Source organism: Limnothrix redekei LRLZ20PSL1, from assembly GCF_043235035.1.
Classification (GTDB): domain Bacteria; phylum Cyanobacteriota; class Cyanobacteriia; order CACIAM-69d; family CACIAM-69d; genus CACIAM-69d.
Map to the genome: position 1 here is coordinate 71,897 of NZ_JAZAQF010000001.1, position 22,649 is coordinate 94,545.

The 22,649-nt window shown below is 55.9% G+C and carries 21 protein-coding genes, 1 pseudogene and 1 riboswitch; of the genes and pseudogenes, 6 read left to right on the top strand and 16 right to left on the bottom strand.

Going from position 1 to position 22,649, the window contains the following annotated elements:
* Positions 1-7: 7 nt before the first annotated feature.
* The 7 genes and pseudogenes from VPK24_RS00305 to VPK24_RS00335 all read right to left on the bottom strand — a co-directional run.
* Positions 8-382, bottom strand: a pseudogene (locus VPK24_RS00305) (response regulator); the annotation flags it as partial.
* Positions 379-2,823, bottom strand: a complete 2,445-nt coding sequence (locus tag VPK24_RS00310; RefSeq protein WP_393009686.1) for an ATP-binding protein — start codon at positions 2,821-2,823, stop codon at positions 379-381. The pseudogene VPK24_RS00305 and the gene VPK24_RS00310, both read right to left, overlap by 4 nt.
* Positions 2,811-3,824, bottom strand: coding sequence for an ABC transporter substrate-binding protein (locus tag VPK24_RS00315; protein ID WP_393009688.1), 1,014 nt, complete (start codon positions 3,822-3,824; stop codon positions 2,811-2,813). Before VPK24_RS00315 ends, VPK24_RS00310 begins: the two co-directional genes overlap by 13 nt.
* A gap of 619 nt (positions 3,825-4,443) precedes the next feature.
* Complete coding sequence (locus VPK24_RS00320; RefSeq protein WP_393009690.1) at positions 4,444-5,028, bottom strand: GNAT family N-acetyltransferase; 585 nt, start codon at positions 5,026-5,028, stop codon at positions 4,444-4,446.
* A gap of 168 nt (positions 5,029-5,196) precedes the next feature.
* Positions 5,197-5,667, bottom strand: coding sequence for a 4Fe-4S domain-containing protein (locus VPK24_RS00325; RefSeq protein WP_393009692.1), 471 nt, complete (start codon positions 5,665-5,667; stop codon positions 5,197-5,199).
* A gap of 265 nt (positions 5,668-5,932) precedes the next feature.
* Positions 5,933-6,319, bottom strand: a complete 387-nt coding sequence (locus VPK24_RS00330; protein WP_393009694.1) for a DUF1257 domain-containing protein — start codon at positions 6,317-6,319, stop codon at positions 5,933-5,935.
* Between the two features lie 127 nt (positions 6,320-6,446).
* A complete protein-coding gene (locus VPK24_RS00335) occupies positions 6,447-6,659 on the bottom strand; it encodes a DUF2997 domain-containing protein (protein ID WP_099532398.1) in 213 nt (70 codons plus the stop codon).
* 681 nt (positions 6,660-7,340) lie between these two features.
* Here VPK24_RS00335 and bioU point away from each other — a divergent pair.
* The 3 genes from bioU to VPK24_RS00350 all read left to right on the top strand — a co-directional run bounded on the left by bioU (position 7,341) and on the right by VPK24_RS00350 (position 10,167).
* The gene (gene bioU / locus VPK24_RS00340; RefSeq protein ID WP_393009892.1) at positions 7,341-8,345 is read left to right on the top strand and encodes a (S)-8-amino-7-oxononanoate synthase BioU; all 1,005 of its coding nucleotides are present in this window, start codon (positions 7,341-7,343) and stop codon (positions 8,343-8,345) included.
* 241 nt (positions 8,346-8,586) lie between these two features.
* Positions 8,587-9,549 carry an ABC transporter permease gene (locus VPK24_RS00345; RefSeq protein WP_393009696.1) on the top strand — a complete coding sequence of 321 codons (963 nt, stop codon included), beginning with the start codon at positions 8,587-8,589 and terminating at the stop codon, positions 9,547-9,549.
* A 72-nt stretch (positions 9,550-9,621) separates the two neighbouring features.
* Positions 9,622-10,167 (top strand): DUF456 domain-containing protein, encoded by a 546-nt coding sequence (locus VPK24_RS00350; RefSeq protein ID WP_099532400.1) that lies wholly within the window; start codon positions 9,622-9,624, stop codon positions 10,165-10,167.
* Positions 10,168-10,186: 19 nt separating this feature from the next.
* On the opposite strand, the gene cobW is transcribed toward VPK24_RS00350, so the two are convergent.
* From cobW to VPK24_RS00365, 3 genes are all read right to left on the bottom strand, one after another.
* A complete protein-coding gene (cobW, locus tag VPK24_RS00355; protein ID WP_393009698.1) occupies positions 10,187-11,269 on the bottom strand; it encodes a cobalamin biosynthesis protein CobW in 1,083 nt (360 codons plus the stop codon).
* 47 nt (positions 11,270-11,316) lie between these two features.
* Positions 11,317-11,958, bottom strand: a complete 642-nt coding sequence (locus VPK24_RS00360) for a HupE/UreJ family protein (RefSeq protein ID WP_393009700.1) — start codon at positions 11,956-11,958, stop codon at positions 11,317-11,319.
* A gap of 80 nt (positions 11,959-12,038) precedes the next feature.
* Positions 12,039-12,599, bottom strand: a complete 561-nt coding sequence (locus VPK24_RS00365) for a DUF1636 domain-containing protein (RefSeq protein WP_393009702.1) — start codon at positions 12,597-12,599, stop codon at positions 12,039-12,041.
* 23 nt (positions 12,600-12,622) lie between these two features.
* Positions 12,623-12,763, bottom strand: a riboswitch (cobalamin riboswitch).
* A gap of 328 nt (positions 12,764-13,091) precedes the next feature.
* Here VPK24_RS00365 and VPK24_RS00370 point away from each other — a divergent pair.
* Positions 13,092-13,628 carry a GNAT family N-acetyltransferase gene (locus tag VPK24_RS00370; protein ID WP_190529363.1) on the top strand — a complete coding sequence of 179 codons (537 nt, stop codon included), beginning with the start codon at positions 13,092-13,094 and terminating at the stop codon, positions 13,626-13,628.
* Between the two features lie 69 nt (positions 13,629-13,697).
* Here the strand turns inward: VPK24_RS00370 and VPK24_RS00375 are convergent, their stop codons facing one another.
* Together VPK24_RS00375 and argB are read right to left on the bottom strand one after the other, a co-directional pair.
* The gene (locus tag VPK24_RS00375) at positions 13,698-14,795 is read right to left on the bottom strand and encodes a Gfo/Idh/MocA family protein (protein WP_393009705.1); all 1,098 of its coding nucleotides are present in this window, start codon (positions 14,793-14,795) and stop codon (positions 13,698-13,700) included.
* Between the two features lie 150 nt (positions 14,796-14,945).
* The gene (gene argB / locus VPK24_RS00380) at positions 14,946-15,845 is read right to left on the bottom strand and encodes an acetylglutamate kinase (RefSeq protein WP_393009707.1); all 900 of its coding nucleotides are present in this window, start codon (positions 15,843-15,845) and stop codon (positions 14,946-14,948) included.
* Between the two features lie 301 nt (positions 15,846-16,146).
* Here argB and VPK24_RS00385 point away from each other — a divergent pair, with 301 nt between their 5' ends.
* Complete coding sequence (locus tag VPK24_RS00385) at positions 16,147-16,635, top strand: hypothetical protein (RefSeq protein WP_393009709.1); 489 nt, start codon at positions 16,147-16,149, stop codon at positions 16,633-16,635.
* Positions 16,636-16,668: 33 nt separating this feature from the next.
* Here VPK24_RS00385 and VPK24_RS00390 read toward each other — a convergent pair whose 3' ends face one another.
* Positions 16,669-17,433 (bottom strand): pilus assembly FimT family protein, encoded by a 765-nt coding sequence (locus VPK24_RS00390; protein WP_393009711.1) that lies wholly within the window; start codon positions 17,431-17,433, stop codon positions 16,669-16,671.
* 184 nt (positions 17,434-17,617) lie between these two features.
* Here VPK24_RS00390 and recQ point away from each other — a divergent pair, with 184 nt between their 5' ends.
* A complete protein-coding gene (gene recQ, locus VPK24_RS00395; protein ID WP_393009713.1) occupies positions 17,618-19,864 on the top strand; it encodes a DNA helicase RecQ in 2,247 nt (748 codons plus the stop codon).
* A 192-nt stretch (positions 19,865-20,056) separates the two neighbouring features.
* Here the strand turns inward: recQ and trpA are convergent, their stop codons facing one another.
* From trpA to ndhL, 3 genes are all read right to left on the bottom strand, one after another.
* Entirely contained in the window at positions 20,057-20,857 is an 801-nt protein-coding gene (gene trpA, locus VPK24_RS00400) for a tryptophan synthase subunit alpha (RefSeq protein WP_393009715.1), read from the bottom strand.
* Positions 20,858-21,014: 157 nt separating this feature from the next.
* Entirely contained in the window at positions 21,015-21,353 is a 339-nt protein-coding gene (locus VPK24_RS00405) for a DUF3007 family protein (RefSeq protein WP_393009717.1), read from the bottom strand.
* 103 nt (positions 21,354-21,456) lie between these two features.
* The gene (ndhL, locus tag VPK24_RS00410) at positions 21,457-21,681 is read right to left on the bottom strand and encodes an NAD(P)H-quinone oxidoreductase subunit L (RefSeq protein WP_393009719.1); all 225 of its coding nucleotides are present in this window, start codon (positions 21,679-21,681) and stop codon (positions 21,457-21,459) included.
* Between the last annotated feature and the right edge of the window lie 968 nt (positions 21,682-22,649).

The following is a 22,649-nucleotide window of genomic DNA, read 5'->3' on the forward strand; positions in this document are numbered from 1 at the left end:
ATCGAATTTGCAAATGAGTTTTGACCCTTGCGAGTACCTCTTGTTCTTGGAAGGGCTTTGTGATGTAATCCGCTGCTCCTAAATCTAAGGCCCTAATTTTGCTATCCGTATCCGAAAGCGCGGTCATAAAAATAATTGGCACCGATCGAGTCAAGGGATCGGCCTTCAAGCGCTGACAAGTTTCAAACCCGTCAATTCCCGGCATCATCACATCCAAGAGAATCAAATCTGGCAGTTCTCGTTGCACCTGCTGCAGCGCCCGTTCACCGCTGGTGGCAATGGCCACCTCAAATCCCGCATCGCTCAACGCTTCACAAACCACATCCAAATTCGTTGGCGTATCATCCACAATCAAAATCAAACCCGATAGCATATTGGTCATGAGAACTCTCCAAAGGTTGATGGCTGACTGGTAATGGCTGACCCAGCAATGGCCGGCCCAGTTTTCTCTTCGCTGGGCAGTGATTGATCTTGACTGGCCAGGGCCGTTTGCAGCAGGGTTTCAATCCGTTCCGCTTGGAAGGTTTTCGCCAAAGATCGCAGTTCCTTCCAGAAGGATTGCATTTGCGGATCTTGGGTTTGCAGGGGGTCAATGACTGCCAAGAGTTGTTTTAAGCGTCCCCGCTGGGCCAGATCTAGCAGATTTTCCAGGGTTGCCCGATCGGGTAAATGAATTGCTTTTTGTTCGGCGAATTCATTCGTTAAATGGGCTATCGTGGACTGGGAATCCGCAGCAGCAGCCTCCGATTCATAGCGCCAAACCACACCCAAATGGCGCTGTAAACTGTCCAGCAAATTTGCCATTAGCACTGGCTTGGCTAAAAAATCATCACCGCCTGCTTCGATGCTGGTTTGGCGATCGAGTTGCGTCACAGAAGCAGAAGAAACCAAGATTTTTAAGTGACAAAGCAGCGGATCATGGCGGACTTTTTTCAGCATTTCAAAGCCATCCATCACAGGCATAGCTAAATCCGTAATCACCAAATCTGGGAGTTGATTGGGACTCTGCGATCGCAAATAGTTCAAGGCCGCTTGCCCATTTTCCGCTTCGGTCAAACCAAATCCCAGCGGCTCTAAAAATGCCACCAACACCGATCGATTCTCGGGGCGATCGTCCACAATCAACAAATTGAGTTTTGCCCCCTCATAGCCCACCACCAATTGACTGAGGGACTCCAGCAGCGGCACTTGCCAGCGATCGGTTTCTGGGAATGACAACTGGAACGAAAAAATACTCCCCACTCCCAAGGTGCTTTGTACTTGAATGGTGCCGCCCATCAACTGCACCATTTGCTGGCTGATGGCCAAACCCAAGCCGGTTCCTTCGGCATTTCTGCGGCGATCGCCCACCTGCTCAAAGGCCGTGAACAAACGCCCCAACTGATCGGCACTCATGCCAATGCCCGTGTCTCGAACCACGAACCGCAAGCAAGGTTGTGCTGGTTGGTGGGGGTTTGTGGCGGTTGCCAAGGGGCGATCGACCCATTGCACCTGCAACGTCACCGATCCCGCATCGGTGAACTTAATGGCATTGCCCAACAAATTAATCAACACCTGACGCAGGCGTTTTTCATCCAACAGCAACCCCTCCGGTAGAGGGTGATCGGCTTCATAGATAAAATTCAGTTCTTTCTGTTCGGCACGGATTTTGCAAATTTCGATCACACTTTGTAAAAATGCTGGAAAATTCACCGGAGCGGGCAAAATTTCTAGCTTTCGCGCTTCGATTTTGGACAGATCTAAAATGTCATTAATCAAATTCAACAAATGAGAGCCACATTGGTAAATCACCGTTAACCCGTGCTTCTCCTTTTGGGTCATGGTGCGCGATCGCAGGAGAATTTGGGCATAGCCTAAAATGCCGTTCAGCGGTGTTCGCAATTCATGGCTCATATTGGCCAAAAATTCACTCTTGGCCGTGTTGGCCACATCCGCCGCCTCTTTGGCTTTGGCCAGGGCTACTGTTTGCTGTTGGGCTTGATTCAGCAAGGCAATATTTTGGGTAAAAATCTGCTCAAATGTTTTTGCCAAAAAGCCAATTTCATGATCAGGCATTTGCGGAGGCAAGGTGAAAGTCATGCCTGCTTGGCTAATCCCGATCGCCTGCTGAAGCTGATTCAAAGGCCGCAACACCAGACGCTGCAACAGCAAAGTTCCCAAACCCAAAATGCCAATGATGCCAGCCCCCCAAGTCACCATGGAAGTCAGAAAACTTTGGCGAATTTCCAAGGCCGTTTGCTCTTGATCCAGCATCACCACGGCCAACCCTCGTTTCCCTTGCACCTGAAAAAGTGTGCTGCTAAAGGGCATCAGGCTCACCAATACCGATCGCCCCTGCAATTGCATGGGGTAACTGGCTTCAACCCCTGAAGCGGCTGCCCCTTGAATCGGTTCCGCCAGAGCAGGATATTTCGCAGCATAGGATTGGTTTTCTAGGAAGCCGGAACTATGGGTTAAAACCGTGCCATCGGGTCGCAAAATGGCAATTTCCAACACCGTTGGCAAGGTGGCATAGTTTTGCACTACCCGCCGCAAAATGCTCTCTTGACTAATTTCCAGCAGTCCTTCCGTCGCAAACTGCAACCCTTGGGTAATGGCAAAGGCCCGCTTGCCCATTTGGTTTTGTAATTGGGCCGAAATGAGCTGATAGTTCACGCCCAAAATAGTTACCCCGATCGCCATCAAGGAAATTCCTAGCTTGCTGAGGAGCTGCCGAGCCAAGCTGCGGGCAGGGGCAACTGTTTTGGGAGATTTGGGCGATGGGGTAATGATGATTGTCCCGGACTTTTGGTCTGGGTTTTGGCTTGAAATTAGGGTTTCCATTGTTCAATTGCAGTCATCATCGGCCCACGATCAAACTTAATATCTTCACGAATAACCTGGCGATGGCGCGGGTCTAACTTCAGCAACTGCACAATTTCATTTTTGGCGGCTTCAAGACGACCCTCAAACATCCGGCGATTCAATTCAACTCCACCCTTCAGCAGGCCAGAATAGTCCTTAGCAACGGATGCTGGCGTTTGGCCCAACTGATGCGCAATGCTGGCAAACACGCGATCGGGCTGGGTATCCACCGCATGAATCGCATCCAACCAAGCCAACATGAGTTGGGTTAATTCCGCTTGATGATCCGCCGCAAAGCTAGCCCGCGTGGCCAATCCATCAATCACCAAACTGTCCACATCTTTGGTGGTAAAAATCACTTTGCCTTTAATTTTGGCCGCCGTTTCACTCAGCAATGGCTCCCAAACTACTGCCGCATCCACTTCGCCTTGGGCCAACAACTGCACGGCAATATCATTGGAAACATCTTTAATTTTCACGTCCGTTGGTTTCAGTTGCTGAGACTGCAAAGCCTCTAGCAAGATCAGATGGCTGACGGTTCCCAACTTGGCCGCCACGGTTTTGCCCCGCAAATCTTTCACCGAGGGCACGGACGATCGCGCCACAATTCCATCGGAACCATGGGAAATGTCCGCCACCATCACATAGGCCGGGCGATCGTTCCCCGGGTCTACCTGCATTGCCTCCCACAGGGGCACAAAGCTGGCATCCAATGAGCCGCGAATGGTAGCCCGAATATTATCTTGCTGATTGGTGAAGCGCACTAACTCCACCTGGAGACCGCGTTTTTGGAAGAGGCCCGCTTCTTTGGCATAAAGAGCAACCATGTAGCCGGGCCAATTATTCATCCCCACTCGCAAGGTTGGTAGCTCGCGATTTCCGCCGGCCAAGCAGCCATGAATCACCAGGCTTAGAACAAATGCACAAACCAACAAAAATTGTGAAAGCTGTTTGGATCGAATTTTTTTTGGAACCATCATTTTAGAGCCATCAGTTTCAGCAATGAAGAGAATAGGATTAGTGAGTGGCAGGCTTACTTTGAGCCAAGGGTCGATCGGTCATCCAAAACGAACTACAACCACAGATGGCAATGGATGACAATGGACGGCAATTCAATTTTTTTAGGATTATTTTATTTTTTCTCTGATTCATAGCCTCGAGATTTTGCTTTCACAGGCCGCTTTACAAGCAACGCCAGAGCAACCAGGATTGATCAATACAGATTTTCTGGTTTAAATTGATACCAACGTATCGAGATTGGGGGGTAAGATCGTGACAGGGCAAGGTAATCAGCAAGGTCAATGATTTGAAATGCTCGAACTAATTTACGAGTTTTTTCGGACTTTCAAGGTAGCACGCCTATTTCTCTATTGCTAGAATTCAACCCCAGCAATTGACAAAATTTATAATTAAATTTCCAACTCAGGTGTTGAGAATCAATGCCCAATTTGTAATTGTCAGTTTATAAGTGAATTGATTTAATTAAAATCAATTGACTAATTGTTGAATTTTTTAATCACAAAATTTTCCATCATTAATGTCTAAATTCTCATCAAGAAATATCGCATTTTAGTAATGCGACTCTTGTCTTTTTAAATCTTAGATTATGCTGCTTTTGGGGATTGGACTGAGCGCTTTAATCATCTTGTAATTCACAAAACTTTCGCCTCGAACACTTACGGTCTGCGGAGAGAGCATAACAAAACCCATCGCTTCAAAAAAAGGGCGTGCTGTGATGCTGGATTCAACTTGCAATTGTTGAAGAGAACGATCGAGTGCTTCGGTTTCTAGGGCCTGGTAAAGCTGCCGACCCAAACCACAGCGTTGATAGTTTTTGTGGCAATAAAAGCAATCAATATGGCCATCGGGTTCCAATTCACAGAAACCCGCGATCAGGTCGCGATCGGGGGCTGACTGATCCTCCGCCACGATTGTCCAGCGGGTTTGGCTGCGTTCAGCCCAGTTGCAAAACGACAAATCATCCGGGGCCCAAGCTTTCACCTGCTGAAGGCTGTAGTCGCGGCTGTTAATTTCTCGCACCGTATCGTGAAAAAGTCGGGCAATTGCCGCTGCGTCGCTGGGCAAGCCGGGGCGAATGACGATCGCCCTGGGTCGATCGGCCCTGGGGTGATCCACCATCGATCGATCGGCCATGGGTTCATTCACTCGCGGTTCAGGAACCATAGCTTCGGGACACAGGAGCTTCGGGACACAGGAGCTTCGGGACACAGGAGCTTCGGGACACAGGAGCTTCGGGAAACGGGGCCAGCCCGTGGATCAGGGGCGATCGACCATTGAATCGTGGACTCAGGCTTGTGATGGCGGGTTGTAATGGTGGGTTGTAATGGTTGTTTAACCCTGTTCCGATCGCCGTTTTCTGGCCGCTTCCTTGCGACGACGCAAATTAGCCGCAATCACGGATTTATCGATCGGGAAGCCCACCGTGGGAATTTCTTGATAGCGCCGCTCTTCTTCGAGGCGCTTCAGTTCCGCAAAGGGGACCCAATGGATGCAGTTCACCGGGCAGGTGTCGATCGCCTCTTGGATTAATTCCTCGGGGTCGCCGTCTTGGCGAATGGCTCGGGCCCGGCCATATTCCAGCTCAATGTAAAAGGTGTTGCGGGCTACGTGGGCGCAGTTTTTGCAGCCAATGCAGGTAATTTCGTCCACATACACGCCTTTTTGGCGCACCAGACCGCCTAGCTCCGGTTCCAATCCGGTGCGATCGCCCAGGCCACGCAATGCACCGCCCAGCTCTGGCGCAAACCCTGGGCCCGCGTCATTGTTGCCCGCCAGGTCGGTGGATCCCATTGCGGATTCCATTGCGGATTCCATTGCGGATTCCATTGGTGCTTGTGGTTCCTGATCCATGGTTTTTTCTGCCTCTAGTGGCATAGCAAGCCGACAATCGGAAAAAACAAATCGGGGCAAGTTCCGAGTTTGGACTCTGAGAACCTGCCCCGATCGCAAGCGAGAAAATCTGGCGAGATCGCCACTGCTTTGGGCAAAGCCAGCGCTAGACAATGGAGACGACGCGGCCGGTTGAGTCGTTGCGCAGAAAGGATCAAAGCCTCTCCCTTAACGAACCTTAACCATTCCAGCGTTGCAACACCAGACGGATCGATCCGTCCTCATTCTTGACCTGCTCGGCCACTTGAAAGCCCTGTTCAGCACTGCTGCTGATCACGGTGTGGAAGGCATAGCGCTGGGTCACTTGCTTCAGGAACCGATCGACCGAGCCGTTCAGTTGCCAAAATTGCATATCGGTCACCAGAGCATATTCCTGGCCGTTCCAGGCAAAGCCGATGTCGTAGCCGTTGGGCTGCTCGATCGCCACGTCGGCGGTTTCCGTTTGCCCCTGGTAACCACGCACGGTGGCGGGGCCTTCTTTCCAATCCATGCCCAGATCCGTCAGAGCGGCTTTCAGGGAAGTCAGGTTGCGAAGTTGCGTTTTGATTTGGCTAAAGTGCGACATGGTGGTTTTCGTTAACAGCGATCTGAACGGGTTGAACGATGCAGACCCCCCGGAGCAAGCGCGGCTGAAATTTTTAAAGCGCCGCTCCCGAATGGCTCGAAAGCTGCGCCTTAGAAATCCCAGAGTGCTACCACTCGCTGAAGGTTGTTTGGGCTTCGATCGAGGCCTCGCGATCCGCTTGGGCCCGAGCAAAGTTTTCGGAAGTTACCTCGCGGCTAATGACCCGCCCCAGTTGTGCTTCGATGGCGGCGGTCACTTCGGCACAGGAGGCCCCGATGATACCGGTGACTTTCTCCTGTACCCGACCATCGGGGTAAATGATGAATTCCAGGGTTTCCATGCAGGGTTTCCAGACTAGGCGGCCAACAGGCGGTCTCAAGGCCTTTGCACAAGTTCCCGATCGGGATAACTCGTACAGGTTTTTGAGCACTGACTCGGGCGATCGCTCCGCAACGGGGAACCCAACGAAGGAGTTCCGAGCTGCTGAAAGCGCCCGCCGAGCAAACCATGGTCTTTTTAGAATCGGGATTTCACCGAATTACCGAGGGTCTGAAATGTCGATCGAGAATCGATCGATTCGGATCGCCCAAAAACGATCCATTTCGAGACGCTTCTTGACAATTGTTTAAATTGGATAGGAGCGCTGACTTTGCCTTTTTGATAGTGTGGCGTAACTTCCGATCGCAGTCAAGGGACGCATTGGCAAGGGTTTGGGGCAATCGATCGGCCATTGAGCACCAAGCATTTATCGCTCGAAAGTATTGTCAGCTACCGGTTTGGGCAACCCGCTGCCCAGGCAATCTTGATCAAAACCCGCCGAGCCTGGGCAGGTGGCCCGGCGATCGCGATTGCTGAGATTTACCGATCACTGCAATGATTGGGGGTTATCTTTTTCCTGCGTTTTCCCGCACTGGGAATTTGTTGGAATCTGTATTGTGGGAATTTGTTGGAAGTTGATTGACCCGTTCAGTTTGGGGATTCCGTTATGAGTCATTCGGTTGTGGACTTGGCATCGGCGCAAATGGTGAATTCGGACAAGACCGGCGCAATTCGGGTTGGGGTGATGGGCTTTGGCGGCTTGGGCCAAGCGGCGGCGCGGGTGCTGGCTCCCAAGCGCGAAATGCTCTTGGTGGCAGCGGTCGATCGCGATGGCTTTGCCTACAGCCCCGAAGGGCTAGATCCCGATCGGGCGATCGCCACCTACCGAGATCGGGGTTCCGTGGGCCATCTGCCCGGCGGCTCCCTCAGCCCCACCAGCATCCTGGAGGCGATCGAAGCCGCCAAGGGTAACGTCGATGGCTTCTTCCTGGCCCTGCCCAACCTGCCCAACACCTTCATGGCCGAGGTTGTCGAACAAATCATCGCCTCCGGTTGGCGCGGCGTATTGGTGGATGCCCTCAAACGCACCAGCGCCATGGAACAGATCTTGGCCCTGGGCGATCGGCTCGCCAACGCTGGCATTACCTACCTCACCGGTTGCGGAGCCACCCCCGGCCTGCTGACCGCCGCCGCCACGATCGCCGCCCAAAGCTACGCCGAAGTTCACAGCGTCAAAATCACCTTTGGAGTCGGCATCGCCAACTGGGAAGCCTACCGCGCCACCATCCGCGAAGACATCGCCCACATGCCCGGTTATGACACCGAGCGGGCCCGCCTGATGACCGATGCGGAAGTCGAAGCCCTGCTCGACACCACCAACGGCATCCTATCTTTGGAAAACATGGAACATGCCGATGATCTGATGCTGGAGCTGGCGGGCATTTGCAGCCGCGATCGGGTCACCGTCGGTGGTGTGGTGGATACGCGCAACGCCAAGAAACCCCTCAGCACCAACGTGCAAGTGACGGGCCGCACCTTCGAGGGCAAAATCTCCACCCACACCTTCACCCTCGGCGACGAAACCAGCATGGCCGCCAACGTTTGTGGCCCCGCCTTTGGCTATCTGAAGGCCGGCGTTTCCCTGCAACGGCGCGGGCAATTTGGCCTGTTCACCGCCGCTGAAATCATGCCCCAATTTGTCCGTTAAGGCCACTCTGGTCAAGCGAGACCCGCCCAAAGCAATCTGCACGGCGGGTCTCGCTGGCTACGGGGCGATCGGCCCCAAAGGCCTATCATCGGCCTGAACTCTGAACTCTGAACTCTGAACTCTGAACTCTGAACTCTGAACTCTGAACTTTGAACGTTGGTCAATGCCCTGATCAATCGTTCAATTCAGGCATTCGATTCAATCACTCGATCCATCAGCCGGATCAATCGCTACTGAAACCATGGGGCGCTACTTCCTCGGACGAATTGGGGTGGCAATTCCAACGCTGCTCGCCATCAGTTTGATTATTTTTGGCATCCTGGCCCTGGCTCCCGGCGACCCCTTGGGTGAATTTGCCGCTAACGGGGCCCTCTCCCCCGAGGTGCGATCACAAATTCGCGCCTCCCTGGGGCTGGATCAACCCGTTCACATCCGCTATTTCAAGTGGCTGCTGTCCCTGCTGCGGGGCGACTTAGGCTACTCCTTCGTGAGTCGGGTGCCCGTTTTGGAACTGATTGGCCAACGGTTACCCACCACCCTGGCCGTGGTGGGGGTGGCCTATGGATTCAGCGCTCTCATTGCCCTGCCGTTGGGGCTAATTGCTGCCCTCAAGCGCCATGGATGGGTCGATCGCACGGCCACGCTCATTTCCTTCATTGGCTTTTCTCTGCCGCCCTTTTTCACGGGCTTGCTGGTGATTTTGCTGTTCAGTGTGCAACTGCGCTGGCTGCCCTTTATCTATGACAGCAACCTGCAAGTGGTGGATTTCGCTAGCCTGGGAGAGCAGATCAAGCAGTCCATGATGCCGATCGGGGTGTTGGCCCTGTTTCAAACGGCCGGCCTGATGCGGTTCACCCGCGCTTCGGTGCTGGAACAGGTGTATCAGGGCTATGTGCGCACGGCTCGGGCGAAGGGACTGCCGGAATGGATCGTGGTGGGGCGGCATATTTTGCGCAATGCCTTGATTCCCGTGGTGACGCTGGTGGCGCTTGATGTGCCAGCGGTGTTCACAGGGGCGATCGTGACGGAGCAGGTGTTCCGTGTGCCGGGCATTGGCTCTTTGCTGGTGGACTCCATCCAGCGCAACGATACGCCCGTGGTGATGGCGATCGCGTTTATCTATGCGATTTTGATTGTGCTGTTCAATCTGATTGCGGATGGCCTCTACGGAGTTTTGGATCCGAGGGTGCGGCTCGATCGCTAGCCCGCTGTCATCCCAACCCGATTAACTCGCCCAAATTCACCAACCAACTCGCAGCTCAATTCGCAACTCAACATGGACGGGCAGACAGGTCAGACAATTTTGTATTTGGGCTTAATCGCCATGGCCTTGGTGGGTGTTTTGGGATCCTTCATCCCCGCCATTCCGGGGCCCAGTTTGGTGGTGTTGGCCGTGGTGATTTGGGGAGCCGTCAAGGGCTGGGCCCTGGTGACCACGGCCCTGTGGGTGTCGATCGCCGTGTTGGTCTTGAGCCTGTTAATCGACAACCTGGCGGGCATCATTGGCGCACAAAAGGCCGGAGCCAGCCAGTGGGGGCAAATTGGCTCGATCGTGGGGTTGCTGTTGGGGTTCTTTGGCCTGTTGCCAGCCCTCCCGATCGGAGGGCCCTTGGCAGGCATTTTGTTGGGGCCGGTGTTGGGGGCCGTGGTGGGGGAAATGCTCTACCGGCGCACCGTACCGCTCGTGCCCCGCTTCAAAGTTTCCCTGAAGGCGGCCTTGGGCATCCTGTTGGGATCCATCATTGGCAACGTGATTCAAGGACTGTTGGCCCTGATGGCGGCGATCGTGTTTGTGGGCACGACCTGGAATCAGGCCATGTAACTTTTCCCTGAGCTTGAACTTATCCAATAGCAGCCGCGATCGCCGATCGATCTAAATCGCGACCAATGATCACCAATTGGGTCGATCGCGCTTCATCGGGCCGCCAGGGGCGATCGAAGAAGGTCTCGAACCGCGGCCCCACCCCTTGCACCACCAACCGCATCGGCTTGCCAGCCACATCGGCAAATCCCTTAATGCGGTAGATTTCCCACTCCTGCACCAGCCGCTCTAGGCGTTGCACCAGGGCGCGAGGCTCCACGGTTCCGAGGGTGAGGGCGATCGCGCTGATGTCGTCGTCATGATCATGGTCATGATCGTGATCATGCTCATCGTCATGATCGTGGTCATGGTGGTGATGATCGTGGTGGCTGGGGCGATCGTCCAGGTTGTCTTCCACGGCCGCATTGAAGCCCAGCAACAGTTCCGGCGCGATCGCCCCCCGCTGGCAACGGACAATTTTCACCCCGGGTCGCAACTCCTGCTTCAGCCAGGTTTCCACCCGCGCCACCTCGATCGGCTCCACCCGATCGCACTTGGTCAACAACACCAAATCAGCACAGGCGAGCTGGTCTTCAAACAATTCCTCGATCGGGGTTTCGTGCTCCAGGCTGTCATCGGCAGCCCGTTGCTCCAACAGCGCGGCCACATCGCCCACCACGCGACCAGCGGCCAGGGCTTCGCAGTCCACCGTGGCAATCACGCCATCGACCGTCGCCCCCGTGCGGATCTCCGGCCAGCGAAAGGCCTGCACCAACGGCTTGGGCAGCGCCAACCCCGAAGTTTCAATCACAATGCAATCGATATCTTCCCGGCGATCGAGCAACTGTTGCATCGTCGGCAAAAATTCCTCTTGCACCGTGCAGCAGAGACAACCATTGGTCAGCTCAATCACGTTGCTGGGGCCGTTATTGGGGCCAGTCGCCTCCTCTTCGTCACAGACTTGGCACGATCGCAGCAAGTCCCCATCAATCCCCACTTCGCCAAACTCATTCACCAGCACGGCAATCCGTCGGCCTTGGGGATTTTGCAACAAATGGCGCAGTAGCGTGGTTTTGCCCGCGCCCAAAAAGCCAGTGACAACGGTAACGGGAATTTTGTGCATGGTTGTTGGTGTTGAATTCAGTCCTTGAACTCCAGTCCCGATCAGTCCTAAGCGCCCAAGGCCGAGGCTAAGAATGCCGCGCCCGCACCCACAATGGCAAAGCCGATGTAGCGAAGGGTTTGGGCGATCGAGCCTTCCGCCAACTGTTGCACCAACCCCCGCACCCCGAGGGCGATCGTGAGCTGAATGGCCGTGAACCCAATCAGATAGGCCGTGAGGGGAACCATACCCGCCCCCACGATCGATTCACCGTAGGCATAACCATGAAACAAGCCAGCCACCAGGGCGATCGCCCCCAAGGCCACCGTCGGCAGTTGGCGACCCATGGCCAGCAACAACCCAAACAGCACCACCGAACCGGAAACCATCAGCTCCGGGAAGGGTAAATCCCAACTTTGCAGGTGTAGCCCCGTGCCGCCGAGGGCTGCCGCCGCAAAGACCACAGGCACAATCCACCCTCGGGCCGCCCCGATCGCCACCAAACCGGAAGCCGCCACAAAGGCCAAGTGATCCAAGCCGATCACCGGGTGAGCCAAACCGGACATGAATCCTTCAAAGCCGTTGCTGGGCACTTGACCGCCCATCATGTGGTGCGCCGATGCGGGCAGAGCAGCCAACAGCAGGGCCAAACCGGTCACAGCGCCAGCAAAACAACCTTGAACCGATGCCAATGTTTTGGTTTGTCGCATGGGTAATTTCTCCAAGCCCTAGTGGGCGGATGGGATGAATATGGGATGGATGCAGAATTCTAGGGAGCGGGCAACAGCCCCTAGGCAATCGAAACCGTGGTGGGGGGAATGCGGGCCAAAACGCCGTTTTTCAGGGGTTCCGGCCGCTCACCCCAGGCCAAAAGACCATCGGGGCGATTGACATAGAGATCGGCACAGGCGGCGATCGCCTCCACGGTCTGATCCAGGTGGGCCGGATCGTGGGGCAAGTCCCCAAACAGATAGCTGTGTTTACCGGGGGCCGCAAAAGCTACCACACAGGCATGGCTACAGGCGCTCATGCATTGGGTGGGAGTCAGGGCAATCGCTCCATTTGCCCCGTCCGCTAAATGGCTTTGCAGGCGATCAAGCAGTTGCTCACCGCCACTGATGCCCACTCGCTTGCCGTTTTGCCAAGTGCTGGCACAGGTGGTGCAAACCAACAGGGCCATGGGAACGGTGGCGGGTTGGTCGGCCGATTGCACCACAGCGGCCGAGGCGGCTCCATTCGTTGGCGCTGGGCTGGTTTTCCCGGAGCCAGCTTGGCTGAAAACGACGGATGGGGATGCGGAATGGGCCGCGAGCGTTTCGCCCGTCGGTGACAAAAGTTGTGAGGACTCCACAGTCCGAACCTCGCAGAAGTGGAAGGGGTAAACATCGCGCGGCGGGCATCCTGACTCAGGGCGATCGCCCATCACAGTTGCGGGACAGCGCCGGACTTGCACCGGACTTTCCCCGTTACCTCTGGTGGCTGATCTCCACCAGAACCGCACTTGAATCACGAGCTGGTTGCCCAGCGGCTGGCTACGGAATGCCAAATGGCTTAGCTGTGGCCGCCGTCGATCGAGCTGGGCCGATTCATCTCAAGAGCATAGTTCAGATCGAAGATATTTCAACAGGGGTCGCTCGCCACTCCTGTGTTCAAGGGGCCAGTCGCCTATGGAGCGTTGCCCACTTGATAACGCATCACTCAACGACTCTGATCGCCTTTTGGGAGAGGGTAATGCTGAACCAACTGGTGCTGAATTAACCGCAAAATTACACATATTCCGAACATATATTCCAATGTTCCAATGTTCCAATGTTCCAACTTTCGACATTTGCAAGGAGCAACCATGAAACTGTCGTTATACCAGCCCAATGATGCAGTTGAAATCGAGCAACTGTTCATTCAAACATTCACAAACTCTGAAGGTCAGTCCGAAGGAGCGATCGTTGGGCGACTGGTAAAAGACTTGATTAGTAGCACTGACCCAAGTAATTTCTACGGCTTTGTTGCCACAGAAGCTGACCAAATTATCGGAGGGATTTTTTTCTCACGACTGATCTTTGAGGATGGAACTAATTCCTTCATTCTGTCGCCCGTTGCTGTTCGGACTGATTTTCAGCGCCAAGGGATTGGTCAGCAGTTGATCAGATTTGGTTTAGATGCTCTCTCAAAGGAGGGAGTAGAACTTGTCGTGACCTACGGTGACCCCCAGTTCTACTCCAAAGTGGGATTCCGAGGGGTCACGGAGGCGGTGATTCCGCCCCCCTTCGCGCTACAGCGTCCAGAAGGGTGGTTGGCCCAATCTTTGACGGGAGATCAGATTCGATCGATCAAGGGTCGGTCTTTCTGTGTCGAGGCTCTCAACAACCCCGAATATTGGTAGACCATGGGCGCACGTTAGGCTGCCAGTTGTTGCTGAACAAGAGTGTTCAGTGGCCGCAAGCCAAGGCCGTTAAGCATCGGGAACCGTCACCCATTGACCCCGATCGTGGGACTCGTGGGCCAAGTCCATTAGCTGCTGAGAAGCAATCCCCTCGTGGAGGGATGGGGCGATCGCCTGGCCTTGATCGATCGCCTGCACCCAGCGATCGACCACCCGCAACACGGCCGCCATCCGCCCATCGGGATAGGTTTGGGGAAACGCCAGGCGATCGGGAATGGGCAATTCTTGCAACGGCTCGCCTGCGGGTGCATACCAGAGCTTGAACCCATGGATATAGTCCGCTTGGTTGTCGCTGCCCAAAATCAGCGTGCCCCGATCGCCATAGACTTCCACCCAATGGCCGCGCCCTTGGTAGGTTGTGGAGCTTAAACAGACCTGAACCGGTGTGCCGTCGGTCAGCTCCAGCAGGAGTTGGCAAATATCATCGGAATCCACCGGTTTCAGTTGGCCGCTGCTGGGGTCGGGTCGGGCGGGCACGGAGGTGACCAAATGGGCAAACAACCGCCGCACGGGCCCAAACAGCCAATGGATGTAGTCAAAGGTATGTGACCCGATCGCCCCGAGGGCCCCGCCACCGCTCGATCGCTGGGCATACCAATTCCAAGGCCGGCTGGCATCGGCCCGGCTGGAAGCCATCCAATCGATTTTGATCAGTCGCTTTTGGCCCACGCGATCGTCCGCCAGCAGTTCCGCCAAATATTGCCAAGCTGGAACCATCCGAAACTCAAAATCCACCGCCACGATCGCCCCCGTTTTCGCGGCCAAATGCTCTAGGGCGATCGCCTCTTGCACCGTCATGGTCACCGGCTTTTCCAGCAGCACATGCTTCCCGGCCGCCAGGGCCGTTTGGGCCATGGTGTAGTGCAAAAAGGGCGGCGTAGAAATCATCACCGCCTGCACCGCCGGCAGGGCCACCATTTCCTCAAAACTATCGAAGGCATAGGGGAGTTGATGCCGTTGGGCGATCGCCTGGGCCGTTTGAATTTGGCGATGGTACAGGGCGATCGGGCGAGTGCGATGGTGCTGCTGCAACACCGGCAGATGGATTTTTTGGCCAAACCCCGTACCGGCGATCGCCACGCCCAGGGTGTTTGTGGAATAGGTCATGATTGCTCGAAACAGTTCAGAACGGTTCAGGTTGCTTCAGGGAACTTCCGCAATACCCATACTAGACAAGGGGCCGAAACCCCTTGCCCCCCACGATCTCATGGCTGCGGGATCAGGGTTATGAAGAACCGCACCCGCACCCTAAGGCGTTCAAGACTTCATCAGATCGGAGGCCACAATCATGGTTCCGATCCCCGCGTCCGTAAAAATTTCCAGCAAAAGGGCGTGGGGAATGCGGCCATCAATAATGTGAGCTGCTCGCACCCCCTGAGCCAGCGATCGGACACAACAGTTCACCTTGGGAATCATGCCGCCGCCGACAATGCCTTGGGAAATTAGTTCCCGGGCCCCTTGAATATCCACCTTGGGGATCAGGGTCGAAGGATCTTTATAGTCCCGCAGCACCCCGGCCGTATCCGTCAGCAGAATCATCTTCTCGGCTCCCAGGGCTGCCGCCAACTCCCCGGCCACCGTGTCCGCATTGATGTTGTAGGCTTGGCCGTCCACATCGGCCGCCACGCTGGAAATCACGGGAATATAGCCATTGTTCAACATCGGTTCCAACACATCGATGTTGATGCTGTTGACTTCGCCCACAAAGCCAATTTCCTCGCGGTTGCCCTTTTGGCGAGCGGTTACCAAGTTGCCGTCTTTGCCACAAAGCCCGATCGCCATGCCGCCGGCCTGGTTAATCAGCGAGACCAATTCCTTATTCACACGGCCCACCAACACCATTTCCACCACATCCATGGTGTCGGAGTCGGTCACCCGCAGCCCATCGCGGAATTGTGGCTCGATGTTGAGTTTGCCCAGCCAGTTGTTAATTTCGGGCCCGCCCCCATGCACCACCACCGGACGTAATCCCACACAGGACATGAACACAACATCACGAATCACCTTGTCCTTGAGGCGATCGTCTTTCATGGCTGCGCCGCCATATTTCACCACCACCGTGCGCCCGGCAAATTGCTGAATGTAGGGCAGGGCTTCGCTGAGAACGCGCACCCGGGTGGCTTCGGCTTTGCTGATGTATTCGCTTTCGTGATCCATGGTCAGTCAGTGGCTCTGAGGGTTTGTTGGGGGAGGTTAGGAGTGATCGGTTGGTGGCGGCCGGGCGGAGCGTTGCCCGCGCTGTTTTTCATTCACTCCTTGGCCGCTTCCCGTGGGTCAATCCGATGAGGGGCCCGCTTCGGTTGCATGATACGAGGCAGGCGATCGAATCGTGGTGACCAGACGCACTGAAATTGCTGTGTGGTTTTCTTGAGAACTGGGCTGAGATTGAATCGATCGGGCTAAAACTGTAGCAGAGGCTACGTAATCGTCTGAGCGCTCGGCGGTTGCTTCCCGATCAATGGGTAAGTACATACATTGGACTTTGGGGCTGATCACTATTCTGGTGGGAGTTGTACGAGTAACCACCGTTGGCTGGGAAGTCCAGCCTGCTTTGGCTGGTGGCTCCTCCAGCCTGGCCGAGTGGCAATCGTTAATTGAGCAATCTGAGAAATTACGCGAGGAAGTGGCGATCGCGCTGCGGGGCGTGAGTCGGGCCCCGGAGGAGGTGTTTTGTGTGGGGGCGCGCATTGGCTACCCGATCGAGTCCTTGAGTGGTTTTCGGATCACGCCGGTCACCTGTCGGTTCGGCAATTGGATGCTGGAGCTAGATGCGGACAATTTGGCTGTGCAGACCGATGGCACAGTGTTGCCCGTGGAGCAATTGCTCGATCGCCCGGTGGCGGAACGGGCCCGGTTCACCATGCTGCGGTTTCGGCTTCAGCGCTGGCGTTGGTATCCCGTGGCTCCTGAGCTGGGCCAGGGCGTGAGCGAAAAAGCGAAGAATTAAAGCCCGTGAACCATCGGGACAACCACCCGTGAGTTAGCGCAAACAGGCCCGATCGCGATCGCCCCGCAATGCACCCAAGAGGGTTGACACAAACACGCAACTCCGGCGGCTATCATCCGCCCGATCGCGCAGTTGAAAGGTGATGCGGCCCAGTTGCCCATTCACCCAGCCGCTGCCTTGGAATTGCATTCGGTAAACGCCACTGCGCGATCGCAGGGTGCTGTTATCCACATCGATCGCCACACCGATCGTGCCCGTGGCCTCCGCCAGCAGAGGTTCCCACCGAGCGTTGTCACAAAAACCTGTCCGAGCGGGCTGCACCGCCAACTCGACCGATCGTCCCGTATCCCGAAAACACAGTTCCCAAATCCGGCGGTTTTGGCGGGCCCGAGCTTGGGCAATTCGCAACGTCCGAAAGGCCGCATCCTGGGCTTGGCTGAGGCGTTGATTATCGGCAAAAGATAGCCAAACGGGCGCGGCGATCGCGCTGAGGATGCCCACCATCGCCGCCACAATCAGCAATTCCAGCAGCGTAAATCCCGCCGCTGAGTCACCCGCCATCAAGCGATTTGAAATCAAACAGCCTGAAATTGAGTGAGAAGCCTTCTGGGTTTGATGACCCGATCGCCCATCACCCAAAGTCACGGAACCAGCAACCGATCCAGAACCCAGATCTTCACCCACAATACGCACAACCACAGAGCCAGCCGCCAATCCTGAACCCGGATCATCAACGGGCCGCAGCCCAGATGTGCAGGATCGTCGCACAAGCCACCGCCACACAAAGGAAGAGTTCATGACCGGATGTAGATCAGCCCATCGGTGATTATTTTGACATCAGCGGGGTATATTTTCTGGCTTATGGCAGGTCGTACTTGAACCCCGGCCCCGGATCGATCGCCCATCCCCAGCGAGATCGGTATGGACTGCCGTTTTGGGCTAAATTCAGCAAGGAATTGCACGGCGAGTGGCGGCAAGGAACATGATCGGGGTTGGTCAGACAACAAACCAAACGGCGGGGCAACCCTCCACAACGCCCGATCGGGTCACCGATCCCAACCTTGATCAGGCCCTCAAGCAGTACTTTGGCTATCGCAGCTTCCGGCCCGGCCAGCGGGACATTGTGGAAGCGGCACTGGCAGGGCGCGATCAACTGGTCGTGATTCCCACGGGCGGCGGCAAATCCTTGTGTTTTCAACTGCCCGCCCTGTTGCAACCCGGCCTGACCGTGGTGGTGTCGCCGCTGATTGCCCTGATGCAAGACCAGGTGGCTGCCCTGCGCGATAACGGGATTTCCGCCACCTTCCTGAACAGCAGTTTGGGCGTGGCCGAGTTGCGATCGCGCGAATTGGAACTGCTGAACAATGTTTATAAATTGGTCTACGTTGCGCCCGAACGGTTGATGACCGAGGGATTTTTGCCCCTGATCGATCGGATCCACCAGACGATCGGCTTGGCGCAATTCGCGATCGATGAGGCCCATTGCGTCTCCGAGTGGGGCCACGACTTCCGCCCGGAATATCGGCAACTCTGGAGCCTGCGCGATCGCTATCCCAACGTGCCCTTCATGGCCCTGACCGCCACCGCCACCGATCGCGTCCGCCAAGACATCGTGCACCAGTTGCAGTTGCGCGATCCACGCATCCACATCGCCAGCTTCAACCGTCCCAACCTCTACTACGAAGTGCGGCCCAAGGATCGCAACACCTATCCCGAACTGTTGCGGCTGTTGCGCACCACCGATGGCTCCGCGATCGTCTATTGCTTCAGTCGCAAACGGGTGGACGAGCTGACCCGCAAGCTGCAAATGGACGGCATCGAAGCGCTGGCCTACCACGCGGGCATGGACAACGAGAGCCGCGCCAACAACCAAACCCGCTTTATTCGCGACGATGTGCGGGTGATGGTGGCGACGATCGCCTTTGGCATGGGCATCAACAAACCTGACGTGCGGCTGGTGGTGCATTACGACCTGCCCCGCAACCTAGAAGGCTATTACCAAGAATCCGGCCGCGCCGGCCGCGATGGCGACCCCGCCCGCTGCATCCTCTACTTCGGCACGGGCGACATTCGCAGCATTGAATATCTGATCGGCCAAAAGCCCGACCCTAACGAGCAGCGGATCGCCCAACAGCAACTGCGCCAGACGATCGACTATGCCGAAAGCACCGTCTGCCGCCGCACGATCCAACTGGGCTATTTTGGCGAAGCCTTTCCCGGTAACTGCAACGGCTGCGACAATTGCCGCGATCCCAAACCCCTGGAAGATTGGACGATTCCGGCTCAGAAATTCCTCTCCTGTGTGGCCCGGGTGCGGGAGCGGTTCGGCACGCAATACATCATCGACGTGTTGCGCGGCTCCAAAAACGAAAAAATCCTCCGCAACGGCCATCAAGAACTCTCGACCTACGGCATTGGCAAGGATCGGACGGCGGAACAATGGCAACTACTGGCGCGATCGCTCCGGCACGAGGGATTGGTCGATGAAACCACCGATGGCTATCGAGTTTTGCGGTTAAACGCCCTCAGTTGGGAAGTATTGCGCAAACAGCGGGAAGTCTGGGTCGCTGTGCCCCCCCAGCGGCGCGATCGCCCCACCAGCAACACCGAAGACCTGGCCCCCGAAGAACAACCCCTGTTCGATCGGCTGCGGCAACTGCGCAAACAACTAGCCGACGAGCAAAACGTGCCGCCCTACGTGGTCTTCACCGATGCCAGCCTGCGGGCCATGGCCAAGCTGCGGCCCCTGGATTTGGCGCAGTTTGCCGATGTGCCCGGAGTCGGTCGCCGCAAGCTGGAGCAATATGGCCAAACCTTCACGGCGGCGATCGGGGCATTTTGTCAGGAATTCAACCTGGATTCACCGGCCAGCGCGATCGACCAGCGAATCAGTGATCGCACCAGCCGCGCCGTCAGCGCCACCATCTACAGCACCTGGGAACTCTACCAACAGGGCCAGCGCCTCGCGGACATCGCCGAAGCCCGCAACCTGCGCACCACCACGATCGTCACCCATATCGAAGAGCTGATCCGCAAGGGCTACGCAATCAACATCGATGATTTTGTGGCTCCCGAGATCCAGCAAGAAATTATCCGGGCGATCGACCATTGCGGGGCCCAGCGACTCCCGGAAATCTACGACTTCTTGCAGCAGCGCTACACCTACGCCGACATCCGCCTTGTCCGCGCCGCCTGGGAAGCCGAAACCGCGAACGAACTCGCCCATTAGCTGTTTTTGCTCGAAAGACCGCGCAAGTGTTTAAGCAGTTTTGAAATGGCTATAGGGGCGTATGGCCGTACGCCCCTATTCGGACTGTCTTACTCGGACTGCCTTACTCGGACTGTTTCTGGTGGAGGAATGGAATTCGCCGCAATGAAACTGGCCGAGTTTATTGATCCTCATTGATCCTTAAATTGATCCTCATTGATCAAGGGCGGCTCGCAGATCCCGGCAGAACGCTTCAACGGCGGCTAAACCTGCTTCCGGCGTGCCGTCGGCCAATCGCTTCACAAAAGCACTACCCACGATCGCCGCATCAGCCCCCCAAGTACGCACCTGCACCGCTTGCTCCGGCGAGGAAATGCCAAAGCCTACCCCGATCGGCTTATCAGTAACCTGGCGCATGGCGGCCAAAATTTCGGAAACGCGCCCGTGCATTTCGCTGCGCATTCCCGTTACTCCGGTCACACTGACCAAATAGATAAATCCTTGAGACTGCTGGGCAATGGCTTCAATCCGATCCTTTGAACTTGTCGGGGCCACCAACAAAGTGACTTCCAAACCCGCTGCCGCTGCTGGCTTCAGCAGGCCATCTGCTTCTTCGAGGGGCAAGTCTGGTACGACCAGGCCCGCCGCTCCAGCCACTTTCACGTCTTGAATAAATTGCTCAATTCCTCGATTCAGAATCGGGTTGTAGTAGGTGAACAGGACGATCGGGGCGGACAGTTCCGGCGACACCCGCTGCACCAGTGCCAACACGTCATCAAGGCGAGTGCCGTTCGCCAAGGCCCGAGTGGCGGCCGCTTGGATGGTGGGGCCGTCCGCTAGGGGGTCGGAGTAGGGCACACCCAGTTCAATCAGGTCGGCTCCTGCCCGATCGAGTCGCCGCAGGGCCTCCTCCGTTGTTGCCAAATTCGGATCCCCGGCGGTGATGAAAGGGATCAGGGCACAGCGTTCTGCTTGGCGCAGGGTGGCAAAGCGTTCAGAAACAGAGACGGTCATGGTGGCAGGCGATCGATCAACTCGGTGGTCAGGACATCAAGAACGGCCAGCAACTTCGCCCACATGCTGGATTCAGGGTGAACCCTTGTTGGGTGCTGAGGATGCTGGCTTGGAATGGGGGGGGAACAGGCGGCGCGTTGGTAGCGAAGGATGCGGATTAGGGTGACGGATGGGTCGGGTTCGATCGATCCGTTTCCGCCGCTTCCGCTTTCAGTTGAGCTTCCAAGGCGGCCAACTCCTCTGGTGACAGTGCTTCCAACTGCTTCTGCAAAACCGCGTCTTTGTAGTCTTGCAACTGCTGGGAGTAGGTCATCTTTTGGGTCAGGGCCCGCACCAGATAGGTCAGCAACCAGCCCATCAATCCTACTACCAACGCGGCCTGAGTCCAGATGCCGGCATTGGTGGCATCAATGCCCACCAGTTGCAGGAGACCATAGACCAGCCCCCCACCCAAAAAGACACCTAACCCAATCAGAATCGCGTCAATTCGCCGCATGTTTGCTCGATCGCCCCTGTCAATTGCTCACGATTGCTCACCATCATCCAACCCATCATCCTGGCGCGATCGCCCAAGCGGGAGAATCTAGGCATCCTAGGTATTAAACGGCCCGACGTTGGGGACGCAGATTCAAAAACGGCGACAACAACAGCAGCCCGGGGAAGAACAAAAACACCGCAAAGTAGGCTAAGAGCCGCTCGATCGAGCTAGCCACATACCACCGTTTTTGTAGATAAACGTAGAGGCCCAGCGGCAACACCACCAGGTAAGCCCCCGCCAGTGCCACATACAAAATCAGCGCGATCGGCAAATCCGTCAAAGCCATAAACCAGACCCTCGCCTGAACGTCATCCTTCAGCCCGTACGGACAACCGCAGCCCCTTGCAACCCATTAGCAGCCAGCGATCGGCCCCTAATTTCCGGTTGCGATCCTGAGCGCTGCGCCATTATCCGTAACCAGACCACAACCAGACCACATTTTATCGTTCCCCTTCCCCTTCCAAGGGCGATCGGCCCCTCAAAAAATACAATTGCAACCATTAGTCGATCGCCAGATGCCTAGCGATCGGCCAATGGCATTAGTCAATGGCCCTAACCGATCACCATTCATTGACCGATCACCATCAAAAGTGGGGGCAAATGGCCCTAACCGATCACCATTAATTGACCGATCGCCATCAAAAGTGGGGGCAAGGGGCTTAAGTGGGGGCAAGGGGCTTAAGCCCCTCGTCTGTGCGGATCGCGGGGGCGTACAGAGCAGCCATTGGGACTTTTCAAAGATCTAGCCAAGAGATCTCGCCAAGACTGAGGAGTTGCTCAACTCTTGCCTCTCGTCCCCCTTTGCGAGGTATGATGGGACGGCTCAACGTTACCCGTTAACTTGAGTTGTCCTTAGGGGCGAGTCAGCTTAATTGATCAATTAAACTGATCAATTGGCTCCACTAAGGGGGCATGGCGGAATGGTAGACGCTACGGACTTAAGACAATTGAGCCTCGGTTGAGAAATCGATCGAGTGGCAGCTCTCAAACTCAGGGAAACCTAAGGCACGGAACCAATTCTGGGACGTTGTTCGCAGATCACCCCGATCGCTACGGCAATCCTGAGCCAAGCCGAAGGGACAAAAAGCTCGCGGGCTTTTCCTTTGGAAGGTGCAGAGACTCGACGGGAGCTACCCTAACGTAACCAGCCGAGGGTAAAGGGAGAGTCCAATCTTCAACGCCAAACGGTCGATCGAGCAGTTTTGCTGACTCCCGGGCCGAATTGTGCAGGGGCGAAAGCCACAGGAAGATGAA

Coding starts and splice junctions, on each gene's coding strand:
- VPK24_RS00315 (WP_393009688.1), bottom strand. CDS start 3,824: ATGATGGTTCCAAAAAAAATTCGATCCAAACAGCTTTCACAATTTTTG.
- VPK24_RS00320 (WP_393009690.1), bottom strand. CDS start 5,028: ATGGTTCCTGAACCGCGAGTGAATGAACCCATGGCCGATCGATCGATG.
- trpA (WP_393009715.1), bottom strand. CDS start 20,857: ATGACCGTCTCTGTTTCTGAACGCTTTGCCACCCTGCGCCAAGCAGAA.
- cobW (WP_393009698.1), bottom strand. CDS start 11,269: ATGCACAAAATTCCCGTTACCGTTGTCACTGGCTTTTTGGGCGCGGGC.
- VPK24_RS00405 (WP_393009717.1), bottom strand. CDS start 21,353: ATGCGGCGAATTGACGCGATTCTGATTGGGTTAGGTGTCTTTTTGGGT.
- VPK24_RS00385 (WP_393009709.1), top strand. CDS start 16,147: ATGGGTAAGTACATACATTGGACTTTGGGGCTGATCACTATTCTGGTG.
- VPK24_RS00375 (WP_393009705.1), bottom strand. CDS start 14,795: ATGACCTATTCCACAAACACCCTGGGCGTGGCGATCGCCGGTACGGGG.
- bioU (WP_393009892.1), top strand. CDS start 7,341: ATGGTGAATTCGGACAAGACCGGCGCAATTCGGGTTGGGGTGATGGGC.
- VPK24_RS00335 (WP_099532398.1), bottom strand. CDS start 6,659: ATGGAAACCCTGGAATTCATCATTTACCCCGATGGTCGGGTACAGGAG.
- VPK24_RS00370 (WP_190529363.1), top strand. CDS start 13,092: ATGAAACTGTCGTTATACCAGCCCAATGATGCAGTTGAAATCGAGCAA.
- ndhL (WP_393009719.1), bottom strand. CDS start 21,681: ATGGCTTTGACGGATTTGCCGATCGCGCTGATTTTGTATGTGGCACTG.
- VPK24_RS00360 (WP_393009700.1), bottom strand. CDS start 11,958: ATGCGACAAACCAAAACATTGGCATCGGTTCAAGGTTGTTTTGCTGGC.
- VPK24_RS00330 (WP_393009694.1), bottom strand. CDS start 6,319: ATGTCGCACTTTAGCCAAATCAAAACGCAACTTCGCAACCTGACTTCC.
- VPK24_RS00345 (WP_393009696.1), top strand. CDS start 8,587: ATGGGGCGCTACTTCCTCGGACGAATTGGGGTGGCAATTCCAACGCTG.
- argB (WP_393009707.1), bottom strand. CDS start 15,845: ATGGATCACGAAAGCGAATACATCAGCAAAGCCGAAGCCACCCGGGTG.
- VPK24_RS00390 (WP_393009711.1), bottom strand. CDS start 17,433: ATGAACTCTTCCTTTGTGTGGCGGTGGCTTGTGCGACGATCCTGCACA.
- recQ (WP_393009713.1), top strand. CDS start 17,618: ATGATCGGGGTTGGTCAGACAACAAACCAAACGGCGGGGCAACCCTCC.
- VPK24_RS00350 (WP_099532400.1), top strand. CDS start 9,622: ATGGACGGGCAGACAGGTCAGACAATTTTGTATTTGGGCTTAATCGCC.
- VPK24_RS00310 (WP_393009686.1), bottom strand. CDS start 2,823: ATGGAAACCCTAATTTCAAGCCAAAACCCAGACCAAAAGTCCGGGACA.
- VPK24_RS00325 (WP_393009692.1), bottom strand. CDS start 5,667: ATGGAATCCGCAATGGGATCCACCGACCTGGCGGGCAACAATGACGCG.